Annotated in this window: 22 protein-coding genes; 11 read left to right on the forward strand and 11 right to left on the reverse strand. The window is 70.2% G+C overall.

What is annotated here, in order from left to right:
- The first annotated feature begins 45 nt into the window (after positions 1-45).
- The 9 genes from ACFC51_RS25480 to ACFC51_RS25520 all read left to right on the forward strand — a co-directional run bounded on the left by ACFC51_RS25480 (position 46) and on the right by ACFC51_RS25520 (position 7,370).
- Complete coding sequence (locus ACFC51_RS25480; RefSeq protein ID WP_376377772.1) at positions 46-435, forward strand: hypothetical protein; 390 nt, start codon at positions 46-48, stop codon at positions 433-435.
- Positions 432-2,228 (forward strand): alpha/beta hydrolase, encoded by a 1,797-nt coding sequence (locus tag ACFC51_RS25485; RefSeq protein ID WP_376530980.1) that lies wholly within the window; start codon positions 432-434, stop codon positions 2,226-2,228. Before ACFC51_RS25480 ends, ACFC51_RS25485 begins: the two co-directional genes overlap by 4 nt.
- A gap of 101 nt (positions 2,229-2,329) precedes the next feature.
- Positions 2,330-2,785, forward strand: a complete 456-nt coding sequence (locus tag ACFC51_RS25490) for a hypothetical protein (protein WP_376530983.1) — start codon at positions 2,330-2,332, stop codon at positions 2,783-2,785.
- A gap of 115 nt (positions 2,786-2,900) precedes the next feature.
- Positions 2,901-3,890, forward strand: coding sequence for an NlpC/P60 family protein (locus ACFC51_RS25495; protein WP_376377819.1), 990 nt, complete (start codon positions 2,901-2,903; stop codon positions 3,888-3,890).
- Positions 3,891-4,191: 301 nt separating this feature from the next.
- The gene (locus tag ACFC51_RS25500) at positions 4,192-4,911 is read left to right on the forward strand and encodes a phosphatase PAP2 family protein (RefSeq protein ID WP_376377767.1); all 720 of its coding nucleotides are present in this window, start codon (positions 4,192-4,194) and stop codon (positions 4,909-4,911) included.
- A gap of 140 nt (positions 4,912-5,051) precedes the next feature.
- Positions 5,052-5,564, forward strand: a complete 513-nt coding sequence (locus ACFC51_RS25505; protein ID WP_376530985.1) for an ATP-binding protein — start codon at positions 5,052-5,054, stop codon at positions 5,562-5,564.
- 117 nt (positions 5,565-5,681) lie between these two features.
- Positions 5,682-5,810 (forward strand): hypothetical protein, encoded by a 129-nt coding sequence (locus ACFC51_RS25510; protein WP_376530988.1) that lies wholly within the window; start codon positions 5,682-5,684, stop codon positions 5,808-5,810.
- A gap of 362 nt (positions 5,811-6,172) precedes the next feature.
- Positions 6,173-7,060 (forward strand): hypothetical protein, encoded by an 888-nt coding sequence (locus tag ACFC51_RS25515; RefSeq protein WP_376377762.1) that lies wholly within the window; start codon positions 6,173-6,175, stop codon positions 7,058-7,060.
- Between the two features lie 100 nt (positions 7,061-7,160).
- A complete protein-coding gene (locus ACFC51_RS25520) occupies positions 7,161-7,370 on the forward strand; it encodes a hypothetical protein (RefSeq protein WP_376530990.1) in 210 nt (69 codons plus the stop codon).
- A 22-nt stretch (positions 7,371-7,392) separates the two neighbouring features.
- On the opposite strand, the gene ACFC51_RS25525 is transcribed toward ACFC51_RS25520, so the two are convergent.
- Complete coding sequence (locus ACFC51_RS25525; RefSeq protein WP_376530993.1) at positions 7,393-7,740, reverse strand: metal-sensitive transcriptional regulator; 348 nt, start codon at positions 7,738-7,740, stop codon at positions 7,393-7,395.
- Between the two features lie 221 nt (positions 7,741-7,961).
- On the opposite strand from ACFC51_RS25525, the gene ACFC51_RS25530 reads away from it, so the two are divergent.
- The gene (locus tag ACFC51_RS25530; protein WP_376377757.1) at positions 7,962-8,582 is read left to right on the forward strand and encodes a DUF47 domain-containing protein; all 621 of its coding nucleotides are present in this window, start codon (positions 7,962-7,964) and stop codon (positions 8,580-8,582) included.
- Between the two features lie 5 nt (positions 8,583-8,587).
- Positions 8,588-9,586 carry an anion permease gene (locus ACFC51_RS25535; RefSeq protein WP_376377755.1) on the forward strand — a complete coding sequence of 333 codons (999 nt, stop codon included), beginning with the start codon at positions 8,588-8,590 and terminating at the stop codon, positions 9,584-9,586.
- Positions 9,587-9,779: 193 nt separating this feature from the next.
- On the opposite strand, the gene pstB is transcribed toward ACFC51_RS25535, so the two are convergent.
- The 10 genes from pstB to ACFC51_RS25585 form a co-directional block, all read right to left on the reverse strand.
- Positions 9,780-10,556 carry a phosphate ABC transporter ATP-binding protein PstB gene (gene pstB / locus ACFC51_RS25540; protein WP_376368734.1) on the reverse strand — a complete coding sequence of 259 codons (777 nt, stop codon included), beginning with the start codon at positions 10,554-10,556 and terminating at the stop codon, positions 9,780-9,782.
- A gap of 26 nt (positions 10,557-10,582) precedes the next feature.
- The gene (gene pstA, locus ACFC51_RS25545) at positions 10,583-11,671 is read right to left on the reverse strand and encodes a phosphate ABC transporter permease PstA (protein ID WP_376368735.1); all 1,089 of its coding nucleotides are present in this window, start codon (positions 11,669-11,671) and stop codon (positions 10,583-10,585) included.
- On the reverse strand, positions 11,668-12,660 hold the full coding sequence (gene pstC, locus ACFC51_RS25550) for a phosphate ABC transporter permease subunit PstC (protein ID WP_376368736.1): 993 nt from the start codon (positions 12,658-12,660) through the stop codon (positions 11,668-11,670). Before pstC ends, pstA begins: the two co-directional genes overlap by 4 nt.
- 126 nt (positions 12,661-12,786) lie before the next feature.
- Positions 12,787-13,923 carry a phosphate ABC transporter substrate-binding protein PstS gene (gene pstS, locus ACFC51_RS25555; RefSeq protein ID WP_376368737.1) on the reverse strand — a complete coding sequence of 379 codons (1,137 nt, stop codon included), beginning with the start codon at positions 13,921-13,923 and terminating at the stop codon, positions 12,787-12,789.
- A gap of 398 nt (positions 13,924-14,321) precedes the next feature.
- Entirely contained in the window at positions 14,322-14,735 is a 414-nt protein-coding gene (locus tag ACFC51_RS25560; protein ID WP_376368738.1) for an NUDIX hydrolase, read from the reverse strand.
- Positions 14,732-15,724 carry a CHAD domain-containing protein gene (locus ACFC51_RS25565; protein WP_376368739.1) on the reverse strand — a complete coding sequence of 331 codons (993 nt, stop codon included), beginning with the start codon at positions 15,722-15,724 and terminating at the stop codon, positions 14,732-14,734. The genes ACFC51_RS25560 and ACFC51_RS25565 overlap by 4 nt, the downstream gene beginning before the upstream one ends.
- A complete protein-coding gene (locus ACFC51_RS25570) occupies positions 15,711-17,957 on the reverse strand; it encodes an RNA degradosome polyphosphate kinase (protein ID WP_376368740.1) in 2,247 nt (748 codons plus the stop codon). The genes ACFC51_RS25565 and ACFC51_RS25570 overlap by 14 nt, the downstream gene beginning before the upstream one ends.
- Positions 17,958-18,228: 271 nt before the next feature.
- Complete coding sequence (locus tag ACFC51_RS25575) at positions 18,229-19,245, reverse strand: hypothetical protein (protein WP_376530996.1); 1,017 nt, start codon at positions 19,243-19,245, stop codon at positions 18,229-18,231.
- Positions 19,242-20,135: an ABC transporter ATP-binding protein gene (locus ACFC51_RS25580; RefSeq protein ID WP_376530999.1), complete on the reverse strand. Its 894-nt coding sequence runs from the start codon at positions 20,133-20,135 to the stop codon at positions 19,242-19,244. The genes ACFC51_RS25575 and ACFC51_RS25580 overlap by 4 nt, the downstream gene beginning before the upstream one ends.
- Complete coding sequence (locus tag ACFC51_RS25585; protein WP_376368743.1) at positions 20,135-20,542, reverse strand: GntR family transcriptional regulator; 408 nt, start codon at positions 20,540-20,542, stop codon at positions 20,135-20,137. Before ACFC51_RS25585 ends, ACFC51_RS25580 begins: the two co-directional genes overlap by 1 nt.
- Between the last annotated feature and the right edge of the window lie 139 nt (positions 20,543-20,681).

Raw genomic sequence — 20,681 nt, forward strand, 5'->3', positions numbered from 1 at the left:
CCCGGCCGCCTTTGACACAGTGCCGCTCCGTGATCAAGGAACGGGGTGAGCGGTGTGGCAGCGGCGGGCGTCGCGGATGATCCGGCGGGACCTCCGGGTACGGGTGACCAGGGACCGAGGCTCAAGCACAGCGACGGTCCGTGGCTGCGGGCCGCAGGGGGCGCGGAGGAACTGGTGGCCCACCTGGGTCCGGTCCGCAGCGAGCTGGCCCTGGCCCATGCGGGACTGATGGCGGGGGCGGGCCGGCTGACCGCCCTGGCCGAACTCGCCGCCGTACGGGAGTCGTGGGAACGGCGGATCAAGGCCGCGCAGGACGAGTGCGGCAGCCTGGCGGCCACGCTGCGGGGCGTCACGCGGACGCAGGGCGCCACGAACGAGGCGGTCAGGTCGTCCTTCGCCGCGGTGACCGTCCCCCGAGCGGGGGACGAGCCGTGACTCCGACGCTGACCTGGGCGCAGTTACGGGACCTGGAGTGCGCCGAGCTGGAGGGCGCGGCCGACGGGTGGGGCAGGTCCAGCAACCGCGCCGACGCCGCACGGGACCGCATCGAGCAGCAGCTCCTCACCGGCCTCCGTGACACGCAGGAGGGCGAGGCGGCGCAGGCGGCGGTGGGGCGGCTGCGGCAGCTGGGGCGCAACTTCCAGTACCTGTACACCGAGTGCGGGCTCCTCCGTACGACGCTGAACTCCCTGGCCCACGAGATGAAGACCCAGCAGCGGGCGCTGAGGGACGCGCTGGACGACGCGGCCGCGCTGAAGTTCACGGTGCACCCGGACGGGTCGGTGACCTACCCGGCAGGGGGCGAGGGGCTGGTCGACGGCGCCCCGCTACGGGGCGGCACGGCGGCGTCGAGCGGCGCGCCGGAGCTGACACCGCCCTCCGGCCTGGTCGCGCCCAACCCCGACGCGGGCAAGGCGCAGGACATCGCGGACCGGGTGACGGGAGCGGTACGGGCGGCGGCCGAGATCGACTGGCGGTACGCGGGGATCCTGCGCCGGCTCAAGGCCGAGGACGGCCTGAAGGTCCCTGACTCCACGTGGAAGGACGCGGCGGGCGACGCGGCGGAGGTGCGGGACGCGGCGGGGGCCTACCTCAAGGACGCCATCCCGCGCGACGCGTCGCCGGCGGAGCGGCGCGACTGGTGGGCGGGGCTGACCCAGGAACAGCGCGAGGAGTACCTCGCGGTCTACCCGGACCAGATCGGGAACCTGGACGGCATCCCGGCCCTCGTCCGCGACGCGGCGAACCGGGACAACCTGTCGCTGCTGATCGGCAAGCTGGAAGGGCGCGACGACGACAGGGCGGTCACGCAGCTGGCGGGACTGCGGCAGATCGAGCGGCAGTTGGGGGCGTCGACCGGGCCGGGGGAGCCGCCGATGCTGCTCTTGGGCGTCAGTGACGAGGGGAATGGGCGAGCGATCGTCTCGTACGGGAACCCGGATACGTCGAAGAATGTTGCGGCGTATGTGCCGGGGCTGAACACGGCTCTGGACGAAGACTTCGCGAAGAACGATCTGAAGCGTGCCCTGGACACAGCAAAAGGGTTGCGCTATCACGATCCTTCAGGTGCTGCGATTGCCTGGCTCGGGTACGACGCACCGCAGAGCATCGACGGATTCAGCAGCTTGGCCGTGGCGGGTGAGGACAGAGCAGTTGAAGGTGGCCGACGGTTCAACGAATTCACTGATGGCCTGGTGGCAACGAACGAGAACAGAGATCCGCACCTCACAGCGATCGGGCACTCCTACGGTTCGCGAACCGTAGGTGCGGCAACGCAGCAAGGTGACGGGATTCCAGGAGTCGACGACATCGTCCTGGTGGGGAGCCCCGGGGTGGGTGTCGATCGGGCTGAGGATCTGGGAGTGGGCAAGGAGCACGTCTTCGTGGGAGCGGCCGAGAACGATGTGGTGACGAGGCTGCCATCGAAGCCGCAGGCGGCGGTAGGCGCGGTTGCTGCCGCCGTGTCCGTTCCCTTGTCCTACGTTGCGGGTGACCTCGCAGACCCGGGTGACGATGACCTCTGGTTCGGTAAGGACCCGGCGAGCGAGGCGTTCGGTGCCAGGCGATTCCGTGTCGATGACGGTCCTGGGCTCGTCGGCGGTATCGGGCCTTCCATCGATGCGCATTCCCAATACTTTGATCCCGAGCGAGACGCAGCGTCGGCTCACAATATTTCCCTGATTGCTGCAGGGCGTTCAGGGAAGATCAACACGCAGGAGCATCGATAGTGCGCAGAATTTCCCTCTCGGTTGGTGCTCTGCTCATTCTTTCACCACTTGCAGGGTGCGCAGGAAACGAATCTCCCCTTGGTGGAGCAGAAAGGTATGAAATGGATATGCAGCAAGCTGCGGAGCGTGCGGATCGCATCCTGGATGGTCTTCTGAGTGAGATCGACCCGGAGGTGAAGTGGACGCACGATACGACCAGCATCGGCAGCTGTGACGTAACCAGGCGACGCGCAGTCATGACCATCATTTCCTCGGACCGCAGAGGCAGCTTCCTGGGTGTGGTGGACCGCTACTGGCGCAAGAGCGGGTACCGGATGAAATCCATCAACAATGATCCGGACGTTCCGGCCATGTTCGCCCGGACGAAGGACGGTTTCGGGGTCAGCCTCATCGTCGGAGGCGAAGGCCAGGTGTTCTTCGAAGTCGACACCCCCTGCGTGGAGGAGTCCGAGGTGGCCGAGTCCACCACCCGGGCGACCGCGCCCACCTATGAGGGCATGGAGCACATCCCCCGCCCCGACATCCGCTCGCCCTTCTGGTCGGCCGGCGCCCCCTGACCCCGTACAGCCGCCCCTGACGCCCCCTCATGCACCCATCCACCCGTACACACCAGCGAATCGCGACGTGAACCGCGCCCGAATGGGGGATGGTTGTGGGGTGCGGAAATACTGGGTGTTCGTCGGCGGTGGGATCGGGCTCGGTCTGTGCTTCATCGCGCTGCTCGTCGTCGGTACGTACTCCGCCGCCGCCGGGATCTCCGGGGCGAGCGGGGCTGTCGGGCTGGCCAAGGGTGCGGTGCCTGCGCGGTACCAGCCGCTCGTGGAGAGGTGGGGCAATCTCTGCCCCGCCATCAACCCGGCGCTTCTGGCTGCGCAGTTGTACCAGGAGAGCGGCTGGAACCCGAGCGCGCAGAGCCATGCCGCCGCGCAGGGCATCGCGCAGTTCATCCCCGGGACCTGGGCCTCGCACGGCATCGACGGTGACAAGGACGGTGACCGGGACGTGTGGGACCCGGCCGATGCGATCCCGTCCGCCGCGTCCTACGACTGCGAGCTCGCCGGGTACGTCAGGAAGGTGCCGGGCGACCCGACCGACAACATGCTCGCGGCGTACAACGCGGGTGCCTATCGGGTGATCCAGTCCGGTGGGGTGCCGGCGATCAGCGAGACACAGAACTACGTCAAGATCATCCGGTCCCTCGAGAAGAGCTTCGCCAAGCCGGTCGGCCGGGTGCGGCCCTCGCAGCAGGCGGCCGGGGCGATCTACTTCGCGCAGAAGAAGCTCGGCACCCCGTATCTCTGGGGCGGCAACGGCACGGCCGACCAGGGGGGCCGGTTCGACTGTTCCGGGCTGACGCAGGCGGCGTACCGGACCGTCGACATCGAGCTGCCGCGGGTGGCCAACGACCAGTACAACGCCGGGCCGCACCCTTCCCGGGAGGAGCTCCTCCCGGGGGACCTGGTCTTCTTCTCGGACGACCTGAACAACTCGCGGGCCATCCATCACGTGGGGCTCTACGTCGGCGGGGGGTACATGATCAATGCCCCGTACACCGGTGCCGTGATCCGGTTCGACAAGATCGACACCCCTGACTACTTCGGTGCGACACGCGTCACGAAGGACGGGGCCGCGGCGCTTCCCACCGCGCTTCCGGAGAGCTGACGCGCAGTCGCCCGTGGCCGGAACTCTCCGTGAAGCCTGGGCCCTGAGCTGCGACGATGAGTCACTCTTCGATAACGTCATGGTGATCATTCGGTGGAGAGCGGAACGTAGGCAGTCGGCAGGCCGTTCCCTGGACTGGGGCAGCATGCGCACATGACCAAGCGTGACTGCCCGGACCGGTCGGGCGTGACGGCACCATGGCGTGACGCGGCACCGAATCCGTACCGACCACGGGGGTCAGACCAAGGCGACGCACGCCGTTGTGCGTCGCAGCAGCAGACAAGGCAAGGGGCCGCGGCAGATGGCTGGACTCGCACTCGATGGGTCGAACCCCGATGTCAGCCTGCTCTACGACATCAACGGGCTGGCGAAGGCCGCTCCGACCTGGTTCGACCGGGTCATGGAGTTCGTCGGTGAATTCGGGATCATGTTCGCCATGGTCCTGGCGGTCCTGTGGTGCTGGTGGAGCGTGCGCCGACGCGGGACGACCGAGGACTCGGTGACGGCGGTTGCCGGGCTCGTGTGGGCGCCGCTCGCCGCCGGGATCGCCCTGCTCATCAACATCCCGATCCGGGGTTTCGTGGAGCGGCCGCGTCCGTTCCTCGACCACAAGGGGCTCGAGGTCCTGGTGGAGGGCAAGACGGACTTCTCCTTCGTGAGCGACCACGCCACGATGGCGATGGCGATCGCGGTGGGCCTCTTCGTGGCCAACCGGAAGTTCGGCCTGGTGGCCATCGCGCTGGCGCTCCTCGAGGGCTTCTGCCGCGTCTACATGGGCGTGCACTACCCGACCGACGTGATCGGCGGCTTCGCCCTGGGCACGGCCGTGGCCCTGCTGCTCGCCCCGCTCGCGATGATGCTGCTGACGCCCCTGATCGGGGCCGTGGCCCGCGCCGGGGTGGTCGGCAGGCTCGTCCGCTCGGGCGGAGCGGCGGAGGCCGACAGCCGGGTCGGCTCGCGGGGGATCCCCGAGCCGATGCGCGGTTCCGGTGCGCCCGACGAGAAGGACCTCGCCGCCTAGCCACAGCGGCCGTACGCCATGAGGGGAGTCCCGGTGGGGCTCCCCTCACGCATGTTCCGAGAAATGGCTGATTCCGATCGCTCCGTCGCCGGCCCTCCGATGACGGGGCATCATGTGCGGGGACCGCGGGGGTGGTGCATGTGGCCCGTCGGCGGCCGTCACGGCAGGAAGTCGGTCAGCGGCGCGAGCGCACGGGGTTCGTGGGGCGCCGCAACGAGCTGGCGGTCTTCCGGGAGACCTTCGCCAGGGATCCCGAGGAGGCCGGCTTCGCGTTCCTCTTGCATGTGCGGGGCAACGGCGGCGTGGGCAAGTCGACCCTGGTGCGTCAGTGGGAGGCGGCGGCGCGGGAACAGGACACCGTGGTCACGGCGTTCGTGGGCGACGACGTCCACGACGCGATCGAGGCGATGGAGGCGGTCAGTGCCCGGCTGGGCCGGCAGGGCCGTCCGTTGAAGAGGTTCGACAAGCACCTGACGACCTATAGGCAGTGCCGGCACCAGGCCGAGAGCGCCGTGCCCGCACCGCAGCACGGTCCTTCCGACGGCCGGGCCGCCGCACCGGCCGCCTCGCCGTCGAGCACGGTGGCGGCGCAGGTGGGGCTGGTCGGGCTGGTCGGGCTGGGCATGCTGCCTCGCTGCCGGAGGCAGCGGTGACGGCGGCGACGCCCTGGACGCGCGCCAGGGCCTGATCGTCCTCTCCTGCCTCCGGCCCGGCGACATGCCGAGGCCCGGTGCGACGCCCTTCTCGCGCTCGGGCCCGGGAGGACTCCGGTGCGGGAGACGGTCGACGACCTCTCGTTCCTCCGCGAGGTCTGTCCGGAGGCGGGGCCGCGCATCGAGCCGGTCCTGACCCGGCTGCGGGAGTCGCTCCGGCGTGGGCCGGAGGCGGAGTCGCTCTAGCGGGGATCGCCCGGGGGCCTGAGGTGTTCCTCCGCATCCGTGCGAGCCCGGTCCCGGGAGCGCCTGGCCGGGCCGGACCAGCCGCAGGCACAGCGCGCGATGCAGAAGGAGCCCCGTTCGACCGTGGTCGTGCTGTGCGCGCGTCCGGGGCCTTGCGAGGGGATGCGTACGGGGGCTTGGACCAGGGGGTCCGAGGGTTCCTGATGCACGCGTCCACGGTACCGGGGGCACCGTGCGGCGGTCGGCGAGTGGGCCGATCGGCTGTCGTGAGGGGGCCCGTGGCGTGACGGGGCGCCCCGGCCGTCGTTAGGCGGGACGGGCGGGAACTCGGTCAGGTGTACGTCGTTGGGGGTTGGCAGGCGATGGCGGTGCGGCAGCAGAGACGCGGTGGCGGGGCACTGGCCGTGTGTGCCCTGACCGTCGCCGGCGTGATGACGGTGGGCAGCGGATGCTCCGGGGCGGGTGGTGGCGGCGCCGACGGGGCGGGTGAGCGCGCCGTCGCCCAGGCCGGCCCGGCGGCCGACCCGGCCTCCGTGGTCCGGCGTGCGGCCGGGGAGCTGGCCGCTGCGGGCAGCGCCGAGACGCGTACGTCGATGGAGACCGCGGCGGGCGGGACCCGGGTGACGATCAGGGGCCAGGGGGCGTACGACTTCCGCAGGCAGCTCGGCCGGATCAAGGTGCTCCTCCCGAAGGACGCCGCCGGGGCCGAGGAGCACCGGCCCATCACGGAGCTGCTGGCTCCCGGAGCGCTGTACATGAAGAACCGCGGGGCCGGGGTGCCGGACGACAAGTGGGTGCGGATCGACACGACGACCCTGGAGGACGGCAACCTGGTGACGGGCGGTGTGACGGATCCGACGGCCGCGGCCGAGCTCCTGCGCGGCGCGGGCAGGGTGACGTACGTCGGGCGGACGGAGCTGGCCGGGGTGCCCGTCCGGCACTACCGGGGGACGGCGGACCTGGGGCGGGCGGCGCGGGAGGCGTCGCCGTCCTCGCGCGGGGCGCTGACCGCAGCGGCGAAAGGGTTCAGCACGGACTCGGTGCCGTTCGACGCGTATCTGGACGACGAGGGCCTGCTGCGGAAGGTGCGTCACCGCTTCACCTTCGCGACCGAGGGGCCCGCGGTGGCGGTGGTGTCCACGCTGCTGCTGTACGGCTTCGGGGCGCCGGTCTCCGTGGAGCTGCCGCCCGACGCGGACATCTACACCGGTCGGGTCCAGCAGGGCCGGAGTGGCCCGGAAGCGCCGTAGGGAGGGGGCCGAAATGGTCCTTCCGTGCCATGCGCGGTGCGTGCCGCGCTCCCTACGCTAGGGAGTCGGTGCGCCAAGGAGTCGGCGACAGCAGAGAGAGGTGACGCAGGTGGTGACGCTCAGCGCTCCGAACGCTCAGGACTGTGTGGCCCTCGCCGAGATCGAACTGTGCGGCGAGCTCATGATCGCGGCGGCCGACGCGCTGGAGGACCGGCTCAGTCCCGACCGCATCGACGAGGTGCTGAACGTCGGGACGGGCCGGCCGGAGCCGGCGCCGACGATCCCCCGGCAGGTCCGCCACCGGGGATGATCCCTCCCCGTCCCGTCCGCCGTCACGTACGCAGGAGGCGGGCGATCGCCTTGGTGGCCTCCTCCACCTTCGCGTCGATCTCCGCGCCGCCCTTGAGGGCGGCATCCGCGACGCAGTGGCGCAGGTGCTCCTCCAGCAGCTGGAGCGCGAAGGACTGGAGGGCCTTGGTGGAGGCCGATACCTGGGTGAGTATGTCGATGCAGTAGACGTCCTCGTCCACCATCCGCTGGAGACCGCGGATCTGGCCCTCGATGCGGCGCAGCCGCTTGAGGTGCTCGTCCTTCTGGTGGTGATACCCGTGGATACCGCGGTCGTGGTCGGTGACGACCGCGTCCGGATCGGCTGCGCCGGCGGCCTCAGTGGTGGTCATGGGGTCCTCCCGTTGTCCTCGTGGCCTGCGGTGAGCGTGCCGTTCTGTTCCGTCTGTATACCCCTGCCGGGTATATCGTAACGAATCCAGCCGAAACGTGACCGGGGGGCCGTGCTGATCACTGTGCCCGATGCGCGACACTGAATGACGCCGGTTAGCCGTGGCCGGATGATGCGCCTAGCATCAGCCTGACCGAATCCAAAGCACCCCGAGGACCCCACGTGCGCTTTCGTCTGACCCCCAGGGAGACGAGCTTCTACGACATGTTTTCCGCCTCCGCGGACAACATCGTCACGGGCTCGAAGCTCCTCATGGAACTGCTCGGGGCGGATTCTGCCTCCCGAGTCGAGATCGCGGAGCGTATGCGGGCAGCGGAGCACGCGGGGGACGATGCCACCCACGCGATCTTCCACCAGCTGAACTCCTCCTTCATCACGCCGTTCGACCGCGAGGACATCTACAACCTCGCGTCGTCGCTCGACGACATCATGGACTTCATGGAGGAGGCCGTCGACCTGGTCGTGCTGTACCAGGTCGACGAGCTCCCGAAGGGTGTCGAGCAGCAGATCGAGGTCCTGGCCAGGGCGGCGGAACTGACCGCCGAGGCCATGCCGAGCCTGCGGACGATGGACAACCTCACCGAGTACTGGATCGAGGTCAACCGTCTGGAGAACCAGGCCGACCAGATCCACCGCAAGCTGCTGGCCCAGCTCTTCAACGGCAAGTACGACGCCATGGAGGTGCTGAAGCTCAAGCAGATCGTGGATGTGCTGGAAGAGGCGGCTGACGCGTTCGAGCACGTCGCCAACACGGTGGAGACCATCGCGGTCAAGGAGTCCTGAACCTCGTGGACACCTTTGCGCTGATCGTGACCATCGGTGTCGCGCTCGGCTTCACGTATACGAACGGCTTCCACGACTCGGCGAACGCCATCGCCACCTCGGTCTCCACCCGGGCGCTGACCCCGCGGGCGGCTCTGGCGATGGCCGCCGTGATGAACCTCGCGGGTGCCTTCCTGGGCCAGGGGGTCGCCAAGACCGTCAGCGAAGGCCTGATCGCCACACCCGAGGGCCAGAAGGGGATGGGAATCCTCTTCGCGGCGCTCGTCGGCGCGATCATCTGGAACCTGGTCACCTGGTACTACGGCCTGCCGTCCTCGTCCTCGCACGCCCTGTTCGGCGGGATGGTCGGCGCGGCGCTGGCCGGCGGGACGATGGTGCACTGGGACGGGGTGCTCGAGAAGATCGTCATCCCGATGTTCCTGTCGCCGGTCATCGGCCTGGTCGTCGGCTATCTGGTGATGGTCGCGATCATGTGGATATTCAGGAAGGCCAACCCCCACAAGGCCAAGCGCGGCTTCCGTATCGCGCAGACGGTCTCCGCGGCGGGCATGGCGCTCGGCCACGGTCTCCAGGACGCCCAGAAGACGATGGGTATCGTGGTCATGGCCCTGGTCATCGCCGACGTCGAGGGTCCGAACGACGAGATCCCGGTGTGGGTCAAGATCGCCTGCGCGGCCATGCTCTCCCTCGGCACGTACGCGGGCGGCTGGCGCATCATGCGCACCCTCGGCCGCAAGATCATCGAGCTGGACCCGCCGCAGGGCTTCGCGGCCGAGACGACCGGCGCGTCGATCATGTTCGGGTCGGCGTTCATCTTCCACGCACCGATCTCCACGACCCATGTGATCACCTCGGCGATCATGGGCGTCGGCGCCACGAAGCGGGTGAACGCGGTGCGCTGGGGCGTCGCCAAGAACATCATCCTGGGCTGGTTCATCACGATGCCGGCCGCGGCGCTGGTGGCCGCGCTGAGCTACGGCGTCGTCGTACTGCTCTTCGGCTGACGGCCTGGTCCCCCGACCGGTATGGGTCCGCCCCCGCTCTCCTTTCCGGAGAGCGGGGGCGGACCCTTTTCCGCCTTGTGGTGGCACCGCCATGCAGCACCCCAAGGCCGTCCGTGGTGGTCCGAACCGTCTGTCGTGGTCCGAACCGTGTGTGGTGGTCCGAACCGTCTGTCGTGGTCCGAGCCGTCCGTGGTTATCCGAAGCGGCCCGAGATGTAGTCCTCGGTCGCCTGCACCGACGGGTTCGAGAAGATCCGCTCGGTGTCGTCGATCTCGATCAGCCGGCCGGGCTTGCCCACCGCCGAGAGGTTGAAGAAGGCCGTACGGTCCGAGACGCGGGCCGCCTGCTGCATGTTGTGCGTCACGATGACGATCGTGAAGCGCTCCTTCAGCTCGCCGATCAGGTCCTCGATGGCGAGGGTCGAGATCGGGTCGAGCGCCGAGCAGGGCTCGTCCATGAGCAGCACCTGCGGCTCGACCGCGATCGCGCGGGCGATGCAGAGACGCTGCTGCTGGCCGCCGGAGAGGCCGGAGCCCGGCTTGTTCAGACGGTCCTTGACCTCGTTCCAGAGGTTGGCGCCCTTGAGGGACTTCTCGACGATGTCCGAGAGCTGGCTCTTGCGGTACGAGCCGTTCAGCCGCAGGCCCGCCGCGACGTTGTCGAAGATCGACATGGTCGGGAAGGGATTCGGGCGCTGGAAGACCATGCCGACCGTGCGGCGCACGGTGACGGGGTCGACGCCGGAGCCGTACAGGTTCTCGTCGTCCAGCAGCACCTTGCCCTCGACGCGGCCACCGGGGGTGACCTCGTGCATGCGGTTCAGGGTGCGCAGGAACGTGGACTTGCCGCAGCCGGACGGGCCGATGAAGGCGGTCACGGAGCGGGGTTCCACGGTCATCGAGATGTCCTCGATGGCCTTGTGGGATCCGTAGTAGGCGGTGAGGCCGCCGATGTCGATGCGCTTGGCCATGGGAATCAACTGCTTTCTGCGTGGCCTCAGCGGCCGGACTTCGGGGCCTTCCAGCGGGCGATGCCGCGGGCCACCAGATTGAGGATCATGACGAAGGCGATCAGCACCAGGGCTGCGGCCCAGGCGCGGTCGTAGGACGCGGCCTCGCCGACCTTGTACTGCTCGTAGATGTAGAAGGGCAGCGAGTTCTGGGCGCCTTCGAAGGGGTTCGTGTTGATCAGCTGGCTGCCGAAGACGAGCAGGATGATCGGTGCCGTCTCTCCCGCGATGCGGGCGATGGCGAGCATGACGCCGGTGGTGATGCCGCCGATCGCGGTGGGCAGGACCACCTTCAGGATGGTGCGCCACTTGGGGATGCCGAGGGCGAGGGAGGCCTCGCGGAGCTCGTTGGGGACGAGCTTGAGCATCTCCTCGGTGGAGCGGACCACGACCGGGATCATCAGGATCGTCAGGGCCAGGGCGCCCATCAGACCGGAGGGCTCGAGGTCGGCGATCAGCATGATCGACAGGATGAAGAGACCGGCGACGATCGACGGGATGCCCGTCATGACGTCGACGAAGAAGGTGACGGCCTTGGCGAGCGCGCCCTTGCCGTACTCGACCAGGTAGACCGCGGTCAGCAGCCCGAGCGGCGCGGAGATCACCGTCGCGATCCCGACCTGCTCCAGGGTGCCGATCAGCGCGTGGTAGACACCGCCGGTGGCCTCGGAGCCGAGGACGCCGGCCATCGAGTGGGTGAGGAAGTAGCCGTCGAGGCGCTCGGAGCCGCGGCTGACCGTGGTCCACAGCAGTGAGGCGAGCGGGACGACCGCGGCCAGGAAGCAGACCCAGACGATGCTGGTGGCGAGGCGGTCCTTGGCCTGGCGCTGGTTCTCGACCGCGGTCGTGGCGGCGTACGAGAGGGCCAGGAAGATCAGGGCGGAGATCAGGCCCCACTGGACGCGGCTCTGCCAGCCGGCGGCCAGGGAGATCCCCACACCGAGGGCGATCGACACGGCGGCGAAGCCGAGCGGCGCCCACCGGGGGAGGCTTCGGCTGCTGAGGCCGGTCCCGCCGGGTTCCGGCGAGGTCCGCGGACGCTGGTCCTGGACGTCGGTGGTGGTGGCGTGGCTCATGCGTTGGCCCCCGAGTACTCCTTGCGGCGGGCGATGATGAGCCGGGCCGCGCCGTTGACCAGCAGGGTGAGGACGAAGAGGACGAGGCCCGAGGCGATCAGGGCGTCACGCCCGAACTCGTCGGCCTCGCCGAACTTGGCCGCGATGTTCTGGGCGAAGGTCCCGCCGCCCGGGTTGAGCACGTGCAGCGAGATGAGGAAGCTCGGCGACAGGACCGTGGCGACGGCCATCGTCTCGCCGAGCGCCCGGCCGAGACCCAGCATCGACGCCGAGATGATCCCGGACCGGCCGAAGGGCAGGACCGAGAGGCGGATGACCTCCCAGCGGGTGGCCCCGAGGGCCAGCGCCGCCTCCTCGTTCATCTTCGGTACCTGGAGGAAGACCTCACGGCTGACGCTGGTCACGATCGGCAGGATCATGATCGCGAGCAGGATGCCGACGGTGAAGAGCGAGCGGGCGACGCCGATCTCGGTCTTCTCGAAGATGTACGTCCAGCCGAAGAACTGGTCGAGCCAGAGGTTCAGGCCCTCCAGGTACGGGACGAGGACCAGCGCGCCCCAGATGCCGTAGACGATGCTGGGCACCGCGGCGAGGAGGTCGACCACGTAGGCGACGGGTGCGGCCAGCTTGCGCGGCGCGTAGTGCGAGATGAAGAGGGCGATGCCGACAGCGACCGGAACCGCGATGACCATCGCGATGATCGAGCTGACGACCGTGCCGAAGAGCAGGACCGCGATGCCGAAGACCGGCGGGTCACCCGCCGGGTTCCAGTCGAAGGTGGTGAGGAAGTTCCCCTCGTCCTTCGAGACGGCGATCACGGCGCGGTAGCTGAGGAACACGGCGATGGACGCCATGATCACGAGCAGCAGGATGCCCGAGCCGCGGGAGAGGCCGAGGAAGATCCTGTCGCCGGCGCGTCCGGTGGCCTTGGGGCGGCCGCGCGTGGCCGGCGGAGCCGGTGGGATGTCGAGCGGTGTGGTGGAAGCCATGGTCTTTCCGGTCTGTGTGGGGGAGCGGCTGGCTCCCCTGGCGGCGGTGCACCGGATGGGTCGGGCGGTGGGGGCCGGTCCGGAGGGGTGCACCGGACCGGCCCGCCTGTGCGTCGTGCGGTGGGACTACTGGAGACCGGCGACCGTCTCGCGGACCTTGGCGTTGATCGCCTCGGGGATCGGGGCGTAGCCGGCCTCGGTGAGGACCTTCTGGCCGTCCGCGGAGGAGGTGTAGGTCAGGAAGGACTTGACCGAGCCGAGGGTCTCGGCCTTGTTGCCGGTGTCGCAGACGACCTCGTAGGTCACCAGGACGATCGGGTAGGCACCCTCGGCCTTGGTGGTGTAGTCGAGGTCGAGCGCCAGGTCCTTGCCGGTGCCCTTGACCTTGGCGGCGGCGATGGCCTTGGAGGCGTTCTCCGAGGTGGCCTCGACCGGGGCGGCGCCACCCGTGTCGATGTCGACGGTGGCGATCTCCTGCGACTTGGCGTAGGAGAGCTCGAAGTAGCCGATCGCGCCGTCGACGGCCTTCACCTGGGTGGCGACACCGGAGGACTGCGAGGCGGCCTGGCCACCGGGGGCCGGCCACTTCTTCTCGGCCTCGTACTTCCAGTCGGCCGGGGCCGCGGCGTTCAGGTACTTGCCGAGGTTCTGCGTGGTGCCGGAGTCCTCGGAGCGGTGGAAGGGCTGGATCGCCTTGTCCGGCAGCTTCACGCCGTCGTTGAGCTTGGCGATCGCCGGGTCGTTCCACTTCTTGATCTTGGTGTCGAAGATCTTGGCGAGCGTGGGGGCGTCCAGCGTGAGCTTGTCGACACCCTCCAGGTGGAAGCCGATGGCGATCGGGCCGCCGACCATCGGGAGGTTGATCCCCTGGCCGGTCTTGCAGATCTTCTTCGACTCGGTGACCTCTTCGGGCTTCAGGGCGGAGTCCGAGCCGGCGAAGCCGACGGTGCCCTGGTTGAACGCGACGATGCCCTCGCCGGAGGAGGAGGAGCTGTAGTTGATCTCCACACCGGAGCAGGCGGCCATGTAGTTCTTGACCCAGAGGTCCATGGCGTTCTTCTGGGCGCTGGACCCGGAAGCACGCAGCTGACCCTCGGCGCCGTCGCACTTGATGTCCGACGCGGCGGCACTCGTCTTGCTGCCGCCGCTCGTGTCGGAGCCGGTGTTGTCGTCCGAACCGCACGCCGTGAGGACCAGGGCGCCGGAGACGGCGAGGGCACCGAGCGCGGTGGCACGAAGCCGGTTCTTGCGCTGAAGCTTCACTTTCGGGGTGTTCCTTCCAGGAGCCGCCGCGGCTGGTGGGGACGAGGCGGCGTGCGATGAGGAGTGGTGCGTGGCGTGGTGCCGTGCACCTGGTACGTCCGAAATTAGGCAGAACAGGTGAAGCGCCCTACGGGGGAGAGTGAACGGCAGGTGAACCGTGCCGGGCGGGCTGGTTCTGCTGGTATCGGGGCCGGGCCGGGGACCTCGCGATGCGCCGGCCGGCCGCGGAGCGGCCGAGGGGAGCCGCGCGCCCGGCACCGGGGCAGCGGTGCCGAGCGGGCCGTGGTGCGGTGGGGGAGCGGTGCCGAGCGGGCCGTGGTGCGGTGGGGGAGCGGTGCCGAGCGGGCCGTGGTGCGGTGGGGGAGCGGTGCCGAGCGGGCCGTGGGCGCGGCCTGGCCTCAGGCGCCGGGCAGGTCCGCGTGCAGGAAGGCGTCCAGCTGGACGCGGTCGCCCGGGCGGCTCAGGCGGGCGCGGGCCTCCTCGGGGGAGAGCCAGGCCAGCCGGTCGACCTCGTCGTTGGGCCGGAACGAGCCGTCTGCCGCCTCCGCGGCCCAGTAGCTGACCTCTTTGGGCCGTCCGTTCGCCATGTACAGGGCTGTCGGCAGCACGGCGCCCGGCACGCAGTGGTGGCCCGTCTCCTCCAGGACCTCGCGCAGGGCGGCCTCCAGTGCCGTCTCCCCGCGCTTCAGCTTGCCCTTGGGGAAGGACCAGTCGTCGTAACGGGGCCGGTGCACCAGGCAGATCTCCGGGCCGGCGCCGTCCGGGGAGCGGCGCCAGAGCACACAGCCCGCCGCGAGCACGAGGTCGCTCATGGCGCGGTCACGGCCGCCGCGCACGGCCAGGTCTCCCGGAACACGCCGCGCGCCGCCTCGACCTCGTGGCGCTGGTCGGCGTGGAGCACCCCGAGGGCGTACGCCGTCGCCGGGGCGATGCGCGGCGTGCGGGCCGCCGCGGCCGCCGCCGCGGCGGCCTCCGCCGCGTCGCGGTGCAGGTCCAGCGCGTGGCCCGGCCCGGCCAGCGCCGGATCGGGGGCGCCCCGCAGCATCTCGTGGGCGTAGCGGTGCAGCCGGAGCAGGAGGCGGGCCTGGTGCCAGAGGGCGTCGTGGGCCTCGTTGTAGGGCTCCACCGCCTGGTCGGGCGGGAGTGCGGCCACCGCGTCCAGCATCCGCTGCCCGGCGAGCTCCGCCGGGGCGTGCAGGACCCTTTCCGCGGGCTCCGCGGCCGCCGGCGACAGGGGGACCTCCGAGGCGAGCAGGGCGACGGAGTCGGCGACGGCGTGGAAGCGGGAGGAGCCCAGCGCCTGGAGCGCCGCCGAGTGGGCACGGGTCCGGGCGAGGGTCAGCCGGCGCTCCAGGAGGGCCCCGGCCCGGGCGGCGCCCACGCCGAGCGCCGCCCGCTCCTTGTCGCTCTCGGTCCGGATGTCCCCCGGGGCGGGCCGGGCCGCCGGGAGCGAGGCGCCGGAGAGCTGGTGCAGCGCCTCCAGCAGCCGCCCGAGCCGGGTGGCGTAGGCGTGCTCGCGGGCCAGGGTCCCGGAGAGCCATGCCAGCTCGGTGCGGAGCTGGTCGGCCCAGGCCGGTTCGAGTGCTCCCCGGAAGGTGTGCAGCGTGCCGCTGATCCTGCGTGCCGCGTGGCGCAGCGCGCGTGCGGCCTCGTCCGCGTTCGGTGTGCCGGCGTCCGCGGAGGCGCTGTGCTCGCGGTGCGTCCGCAGGCCCCGCAGGAAGCAGGCGGCCTGTTCGCGCAGATAGGGCGCGAGGACCGCCTCCGCGGAGAGGGTCGTCGTCGGGTGGTCAGGGCGTCGCACGCCGGCGCCTCCGGGCGTCAATGAGCATCTCTTGTACGTGCCTCAGCGGCTGTCCGTCCGCGTCCGTCGAGTGCCGGGTCCAGTTTCCGTCGGGGCCCAGGTGCCAGGAGGAGGTGGTGTCGGACATCCCTGTTTCCAGGAGCCTGCTGAGTGCGGCGCGATGCGCGGGGTCGGTGACGCGGACCAGTGCTTCGATCCGGCGGTCGAGGTTGCGGTGCATCATGTCGGCGCTGCCGAACCACACTTCGGGCTCGCCGCCGTTGCCGAAGGCGAAGACCCGGGAGTGTTCGAGGAAGCGGCCCAGTATCGAGCGGACCCGGACGTTCTCGGAGAGACCGGTGACGCCGGGGCGGATCGCGCAGATGCCGCGCACCCAGATGTCGATGGGCACTCCGGCCTGCCCGGCCCGGTAGCAGGCGTCGATGACGGCTTCGTCGACCATCGAGTTGACCTTGATGCGCACATAGGCGGGCCGGCCCGCTCGGTGGTGGGTGATCTCCTTGTTGATACGGGCGATCAGTCCGTCGCGCAGGGACTTGGGGGCGACCAGCAGCCGGCGGTAGGTCTCTCGGCGGGAGTAGCCGGAGAGCCGGTTGAAGAGGTCGGAGAGGTCGGCCCCGACCTGCGGGTCGGCGGTCAGCAGGCCGAGGTCCTCGTAGAGACGCGCCGTCTTGGGGTGGTAGTTGCCGGTGCCGACGTGCGAGTAGCGGCGCAGCGTGTCGCCCTCCTGGCGGACGACGAGCGACAGCTTGCAGTGCGTCTTGAGGCCGACGAGCCCGTAGACGACGTGGCAGCCCGACTCCTCCAGCTTGCGGGCCCACTTGATGTTGGCCTGCTCGTCGAAGCGCGCCTTGATCTCGACGAGGACGAGGACCTGCTTGCCGGATTCGGCCGCGTCGATCAGGGCGTCCACTATCGGCGAGTCGCCCGACGTCCGGTACAGGGTCTGCTTGATCGCGAGGACGTCCGGGTCGCCGGCCGCCTGCTCCAGGAAGGCCTGGACGGACGTCGAGAAGGAGTCGTACGGGTGGTGCAGCAGGACGTCGCGCTCGCGCAGGGCGGCGAATATGTCGGGCGCGGAGGCGGACTCGACCTCGGCGAGGTCACGGTGGGTGCCGGCGATGAACTTGGGGTACTTCAGCTCGGGCCGGTCCAGCGACGCGATACCGAACAGCCCCGTGAGGTCGAGCGGACCCGGCAGCGGGTAGAGCTCGGTCTCGGAGATCTTCAGCTCGCGGACGAGCAGGTCCAGGACGTACGGGTCGATGGACTCCTCGACCTCCAGGCGGACCGGCGGGCCGAAGCGGCGCCGCATGAGCTCCTTCTCCAGGGCCTGGAGGAGGTTCTCGGCGTCGTCCTCCTCGACCTCCAGGTCCTCGTTCCTGGTGACCCGGAACATGTGGTGGGCGAGGACCTCCATGCCCGGGAAGAGCTCCTCCAGGTGCGCCGCGATGATGTCCTCTATCGGGACGTAACGCTGCGGGGACGCCTCCAGGAAGCGCGTGAGCAGCGGCGGCACCTTGACGCGGGCGAAGTGGCGGTGGCCGCTGACGGGGTTGCGCACGACGACCGCGAGGTTCAGCGACAGCCCCGAGATGTACGGGAACGGGTGCGCGGGGTCGACGGCCAGCGGGGTCAGCACGGGGAAGACGCGCTGCCGGAAGAAGGTGAAGAGGCGGGCCTGCTCCTTCTCGGTCAGCTCGGGCCAGCGGACCAGCTGGATGCCTTCGTCGGACAGGGCGGGCGCGATGTCCTGCTGGTAGCAGGCGGCGTGCCGGGCCATGAGCTCTCGGGAGCGGGTCCAGATCAGATCGAGGACTTCGCGGGGCTGTAGTCCGGACGCGGACCGGGTGGCGACACCGGTCGCGATACGGCGCTTGAGGCCCGCGACCCGGACCATGAAGAACTCGTCCAGGTTCGACGCGAAGATGGCGAGGAAATTAGCCCGTTCGAGTAGCGGTGTGGCAGGGTCCTCGGCGAGTTCCAGAACACGTTCGTTGAACGCGAGCCAGCTGCGCTCCCGGTCGAGGAACCGGCCCTGGGGCAGCTCGTCGCCGTCCGGCTCGGGCTCGTACGCGTCCGGGTCGTTGTCCAGGTCGGGGTCCAGGTCGGCGGCGGTGGACAGGCCGGCGGGCATCGACCCCGCGACGGCGTGCGGCCGGTGCGCGGCGAGGGAGCCGACCGACGGCTGGGCGGGCTGGACCGGGACCTCGGAGCTGGGCTGCTGGCTCATGGACCTATTCTTCCGCGCGTTCGGCTCCTCAGGCGCGTCGGAGCCGAGAAAGATCGCGGAAGAAGCCGGAGTGGTCCCCGGACCGGGGCCACTCCCGTTGCGGGGGGTGGGCACAGCTGGCTGCATCCCGTGAGGGTCGCAAGCCCGTCTGAATGGCCGGTAACGATGACATGACGTACAGGAAGCGGTGTGGCTGCGGTGCTGCCCCTCGCTCACCGTCGGTGAACCCCCTGCCCGGACTCCCCCCCGGGGCCCGGACAGGGGCGCTGGATCAGCCGTGGAGGCGGCGCAGGGCGCGGAAGGCGAGCGCGAGGGCCACGGCGGCGAGGGCGAGCAGGATGCCGGTCTCGACGAGCTGGATCGGCCAGAAGTGCGAGGCAGGGTGGTAGTCGAGGTAGTGGCTGGTGACGTCGTGGTCGGTCATGCACCGGGCGTAGGCCTGCACGGAAGACACCTGCGCGCACACGTCCTGCGACAGCCGTTCGCCGGCGCCGGTGATGTGGCCCGTCTTCACCCACCAGATGTCGGGTTCCACGTCGAGGGACCGGCCGGTCACCGTGGACCGGGGCCAGAGGTAGCCGCGGGCGTAGACGAAGGTCCCCATCACCGCGCCGGTGGCGAGCACGGAGACGGTCAGCGCGGGGATCACGCGCCGGATCAGCAGTCCGGCGAGCGCTCCGACGCACAGGGCGAACAGGACGTGCCCCGCCAGGACGGTGCCTGTGGTGGTGAAGACGTGCGCGCTGTACCACTCGGGCCGGTAGGGGAGGTCCGTGAGGGCCCGCGCCCAGTTGAGGCACACGGCCAGTGCGGCTGTCCCGGACACCAGCAGCACGACGGGCACGGTCAGCCTGGCGGCCAGCCAGCGCGCCGGTGACACCGACTGCGTCCAGGCCATCCTGAAGGTGCCGCTCTCCAGCTCTCTTGCGATCACCGGGCCGGCGACCCACGCGCCGAAGACCGTGGGCAGGGCCATCAGGGAAAGGGTGTAGTAGTCGAGGATCCGTCTGTACGTGTGCAAGCTGTCCGCGTAGTCGCGGGCCGTCTGGTCGCAGGCCCGGCCCGCCCCGCCGTCGATGCGGCAGTTGCTCGCCTCGAAGACCCCGGAGACGTGCGACGAGCGCAGGACCAGGGCGATCAGGCCGATGACCGCCGCCAGGGCGAGCCCGCCCGCGATCCCCAGCGTCCACCGGTGCTGCCGCACGACGACCCGGGCGAGGCCGCGCAGGGAGGGCCGGGACGGGGTGGTGGGGCCGGAGGGCCGGGGCGCGGTGAGAGTGGTGCTCATATCGCGGCCGCCTCCGTCCGGGCGTCGGCGCTCGGCGTCAGCAGCGGCGGGGCCTCCGGTGAGCGCAGGTGCGCCAACAGCAGTTCCTCCAGGGAGGGATCCTTGACGTCCCAGGCGGCTCGGTCCACAGGTCCGTCCCTCCTTACCAGTGCGGTCAGCTGACGTCCCGTCGTGCGGGACTCGACGACCGTGTGCGGGGCGAGGTCGCGGACCTGGCCGGTGAGTAGGGCGTGTGCGGCGACGATGTCGTCGCTCTCGCCGCCGAGCCGCACCCGGCCGCCGTCGACGAGCAGGAGGTAGTCGCAGGCACCCTCCAACTCGGTGAGGATGTGCGAGGACATCACGATGGTGGTCCCGTGCTCGGCGGCCTCGGCCATCAGGACGCCCATCAGCTGGTGGCGGGCGAGCGGGTCGAGATCGGCCATCGGCTCGTCCAGGAGCATGAGTTCGGGCCGCTTCCCCAGCGCGAGGGCCAGGGCGAGCCGGGTGCGCTGGCCGCCGGAGAGGGTGCGTACCTTCGCGTCCTGCGGGAGCGGGGCGGCGATCCGGCCGGCGGCCTCGTGGTCCCAGGTAGCCGGGTTGAGCTCGGCCCCCGCCCACAGGGTGTCGGCCACCGTGAGCTGCGGGTACAGAGGCTTGTCCTGGGCGACGTACGCGATGCGGGGGCGGGCCTCCCCAGGGCCGGTTCCGAGCACGCGCATCGAGCCCTCGGTGGGCCGGAGCAGTCCGGCGGCGAGGCCGAGCAGCGTGGACTTCCCGGCTCCGTTGGGCCCGACGAGGGCGCATACCCGTCCTGCGGGCAGCCGGAACGAGCAGTCGCGCAGGGCCCACCCCCGCTTTCGTCCGTACGTCATGCCGAGGCCGTTCGCCTCGATCGCGGCACCGGTCATCAGTGCTGGTCCCCCTTGAATGTGCTGTCCAGTACATCGGTGAAGAGCGCGCTCACGTCGTCCTTGTCCAGGCCGGCGGCGCGCGCCCTGCGGGTCCACTCCGTCAGCTCCGCGCGCAGGGGCGGGTCGGTGGTGACCGCCGCGCTGCCGAGGGTGCGGCGGACGAAGGTGCCCAGGCCGCGCCGGGCCTCGACGAGGCCTTCGCGCTCCAGTTCGCGGTACGCCTTGAGCACGGTGTTGGGATTGATGGCCGTGGCCTCGACGACCTCACGGGCCGTGGGCAGCCGGTCGCCCGGCTCCAGCACACCGAGGCGGAGCGCCTGCTTGGTCTGCTGCACGATCTGGAGGTAGGTGGCGACGCCGCTGCGCCGGTCGATGCGGAATTCGACCGCTGCGGACTCTGCCATGTGCACCACCCTTTCACTAATTGAGTAGTGAAAGGGTGGCCTGTGAAGAGGGTGGCGTCAAGTGGGCTCCTGAAACGGCCTGTTGCGGGCCCTCTCCGCTTCCCGCCGACAGGACCGGCCGTCGGGGTCGGCCGCCGGG

It is taken from the genome of Streptomyces sp. NPDC055962 (assembly GCF_042270185.1).
Classification (GTDB): Bacteria; Actinomycetota; Actinomycetes; order Streptomycetales; family Streptomycetaceae; genus Streptomyces.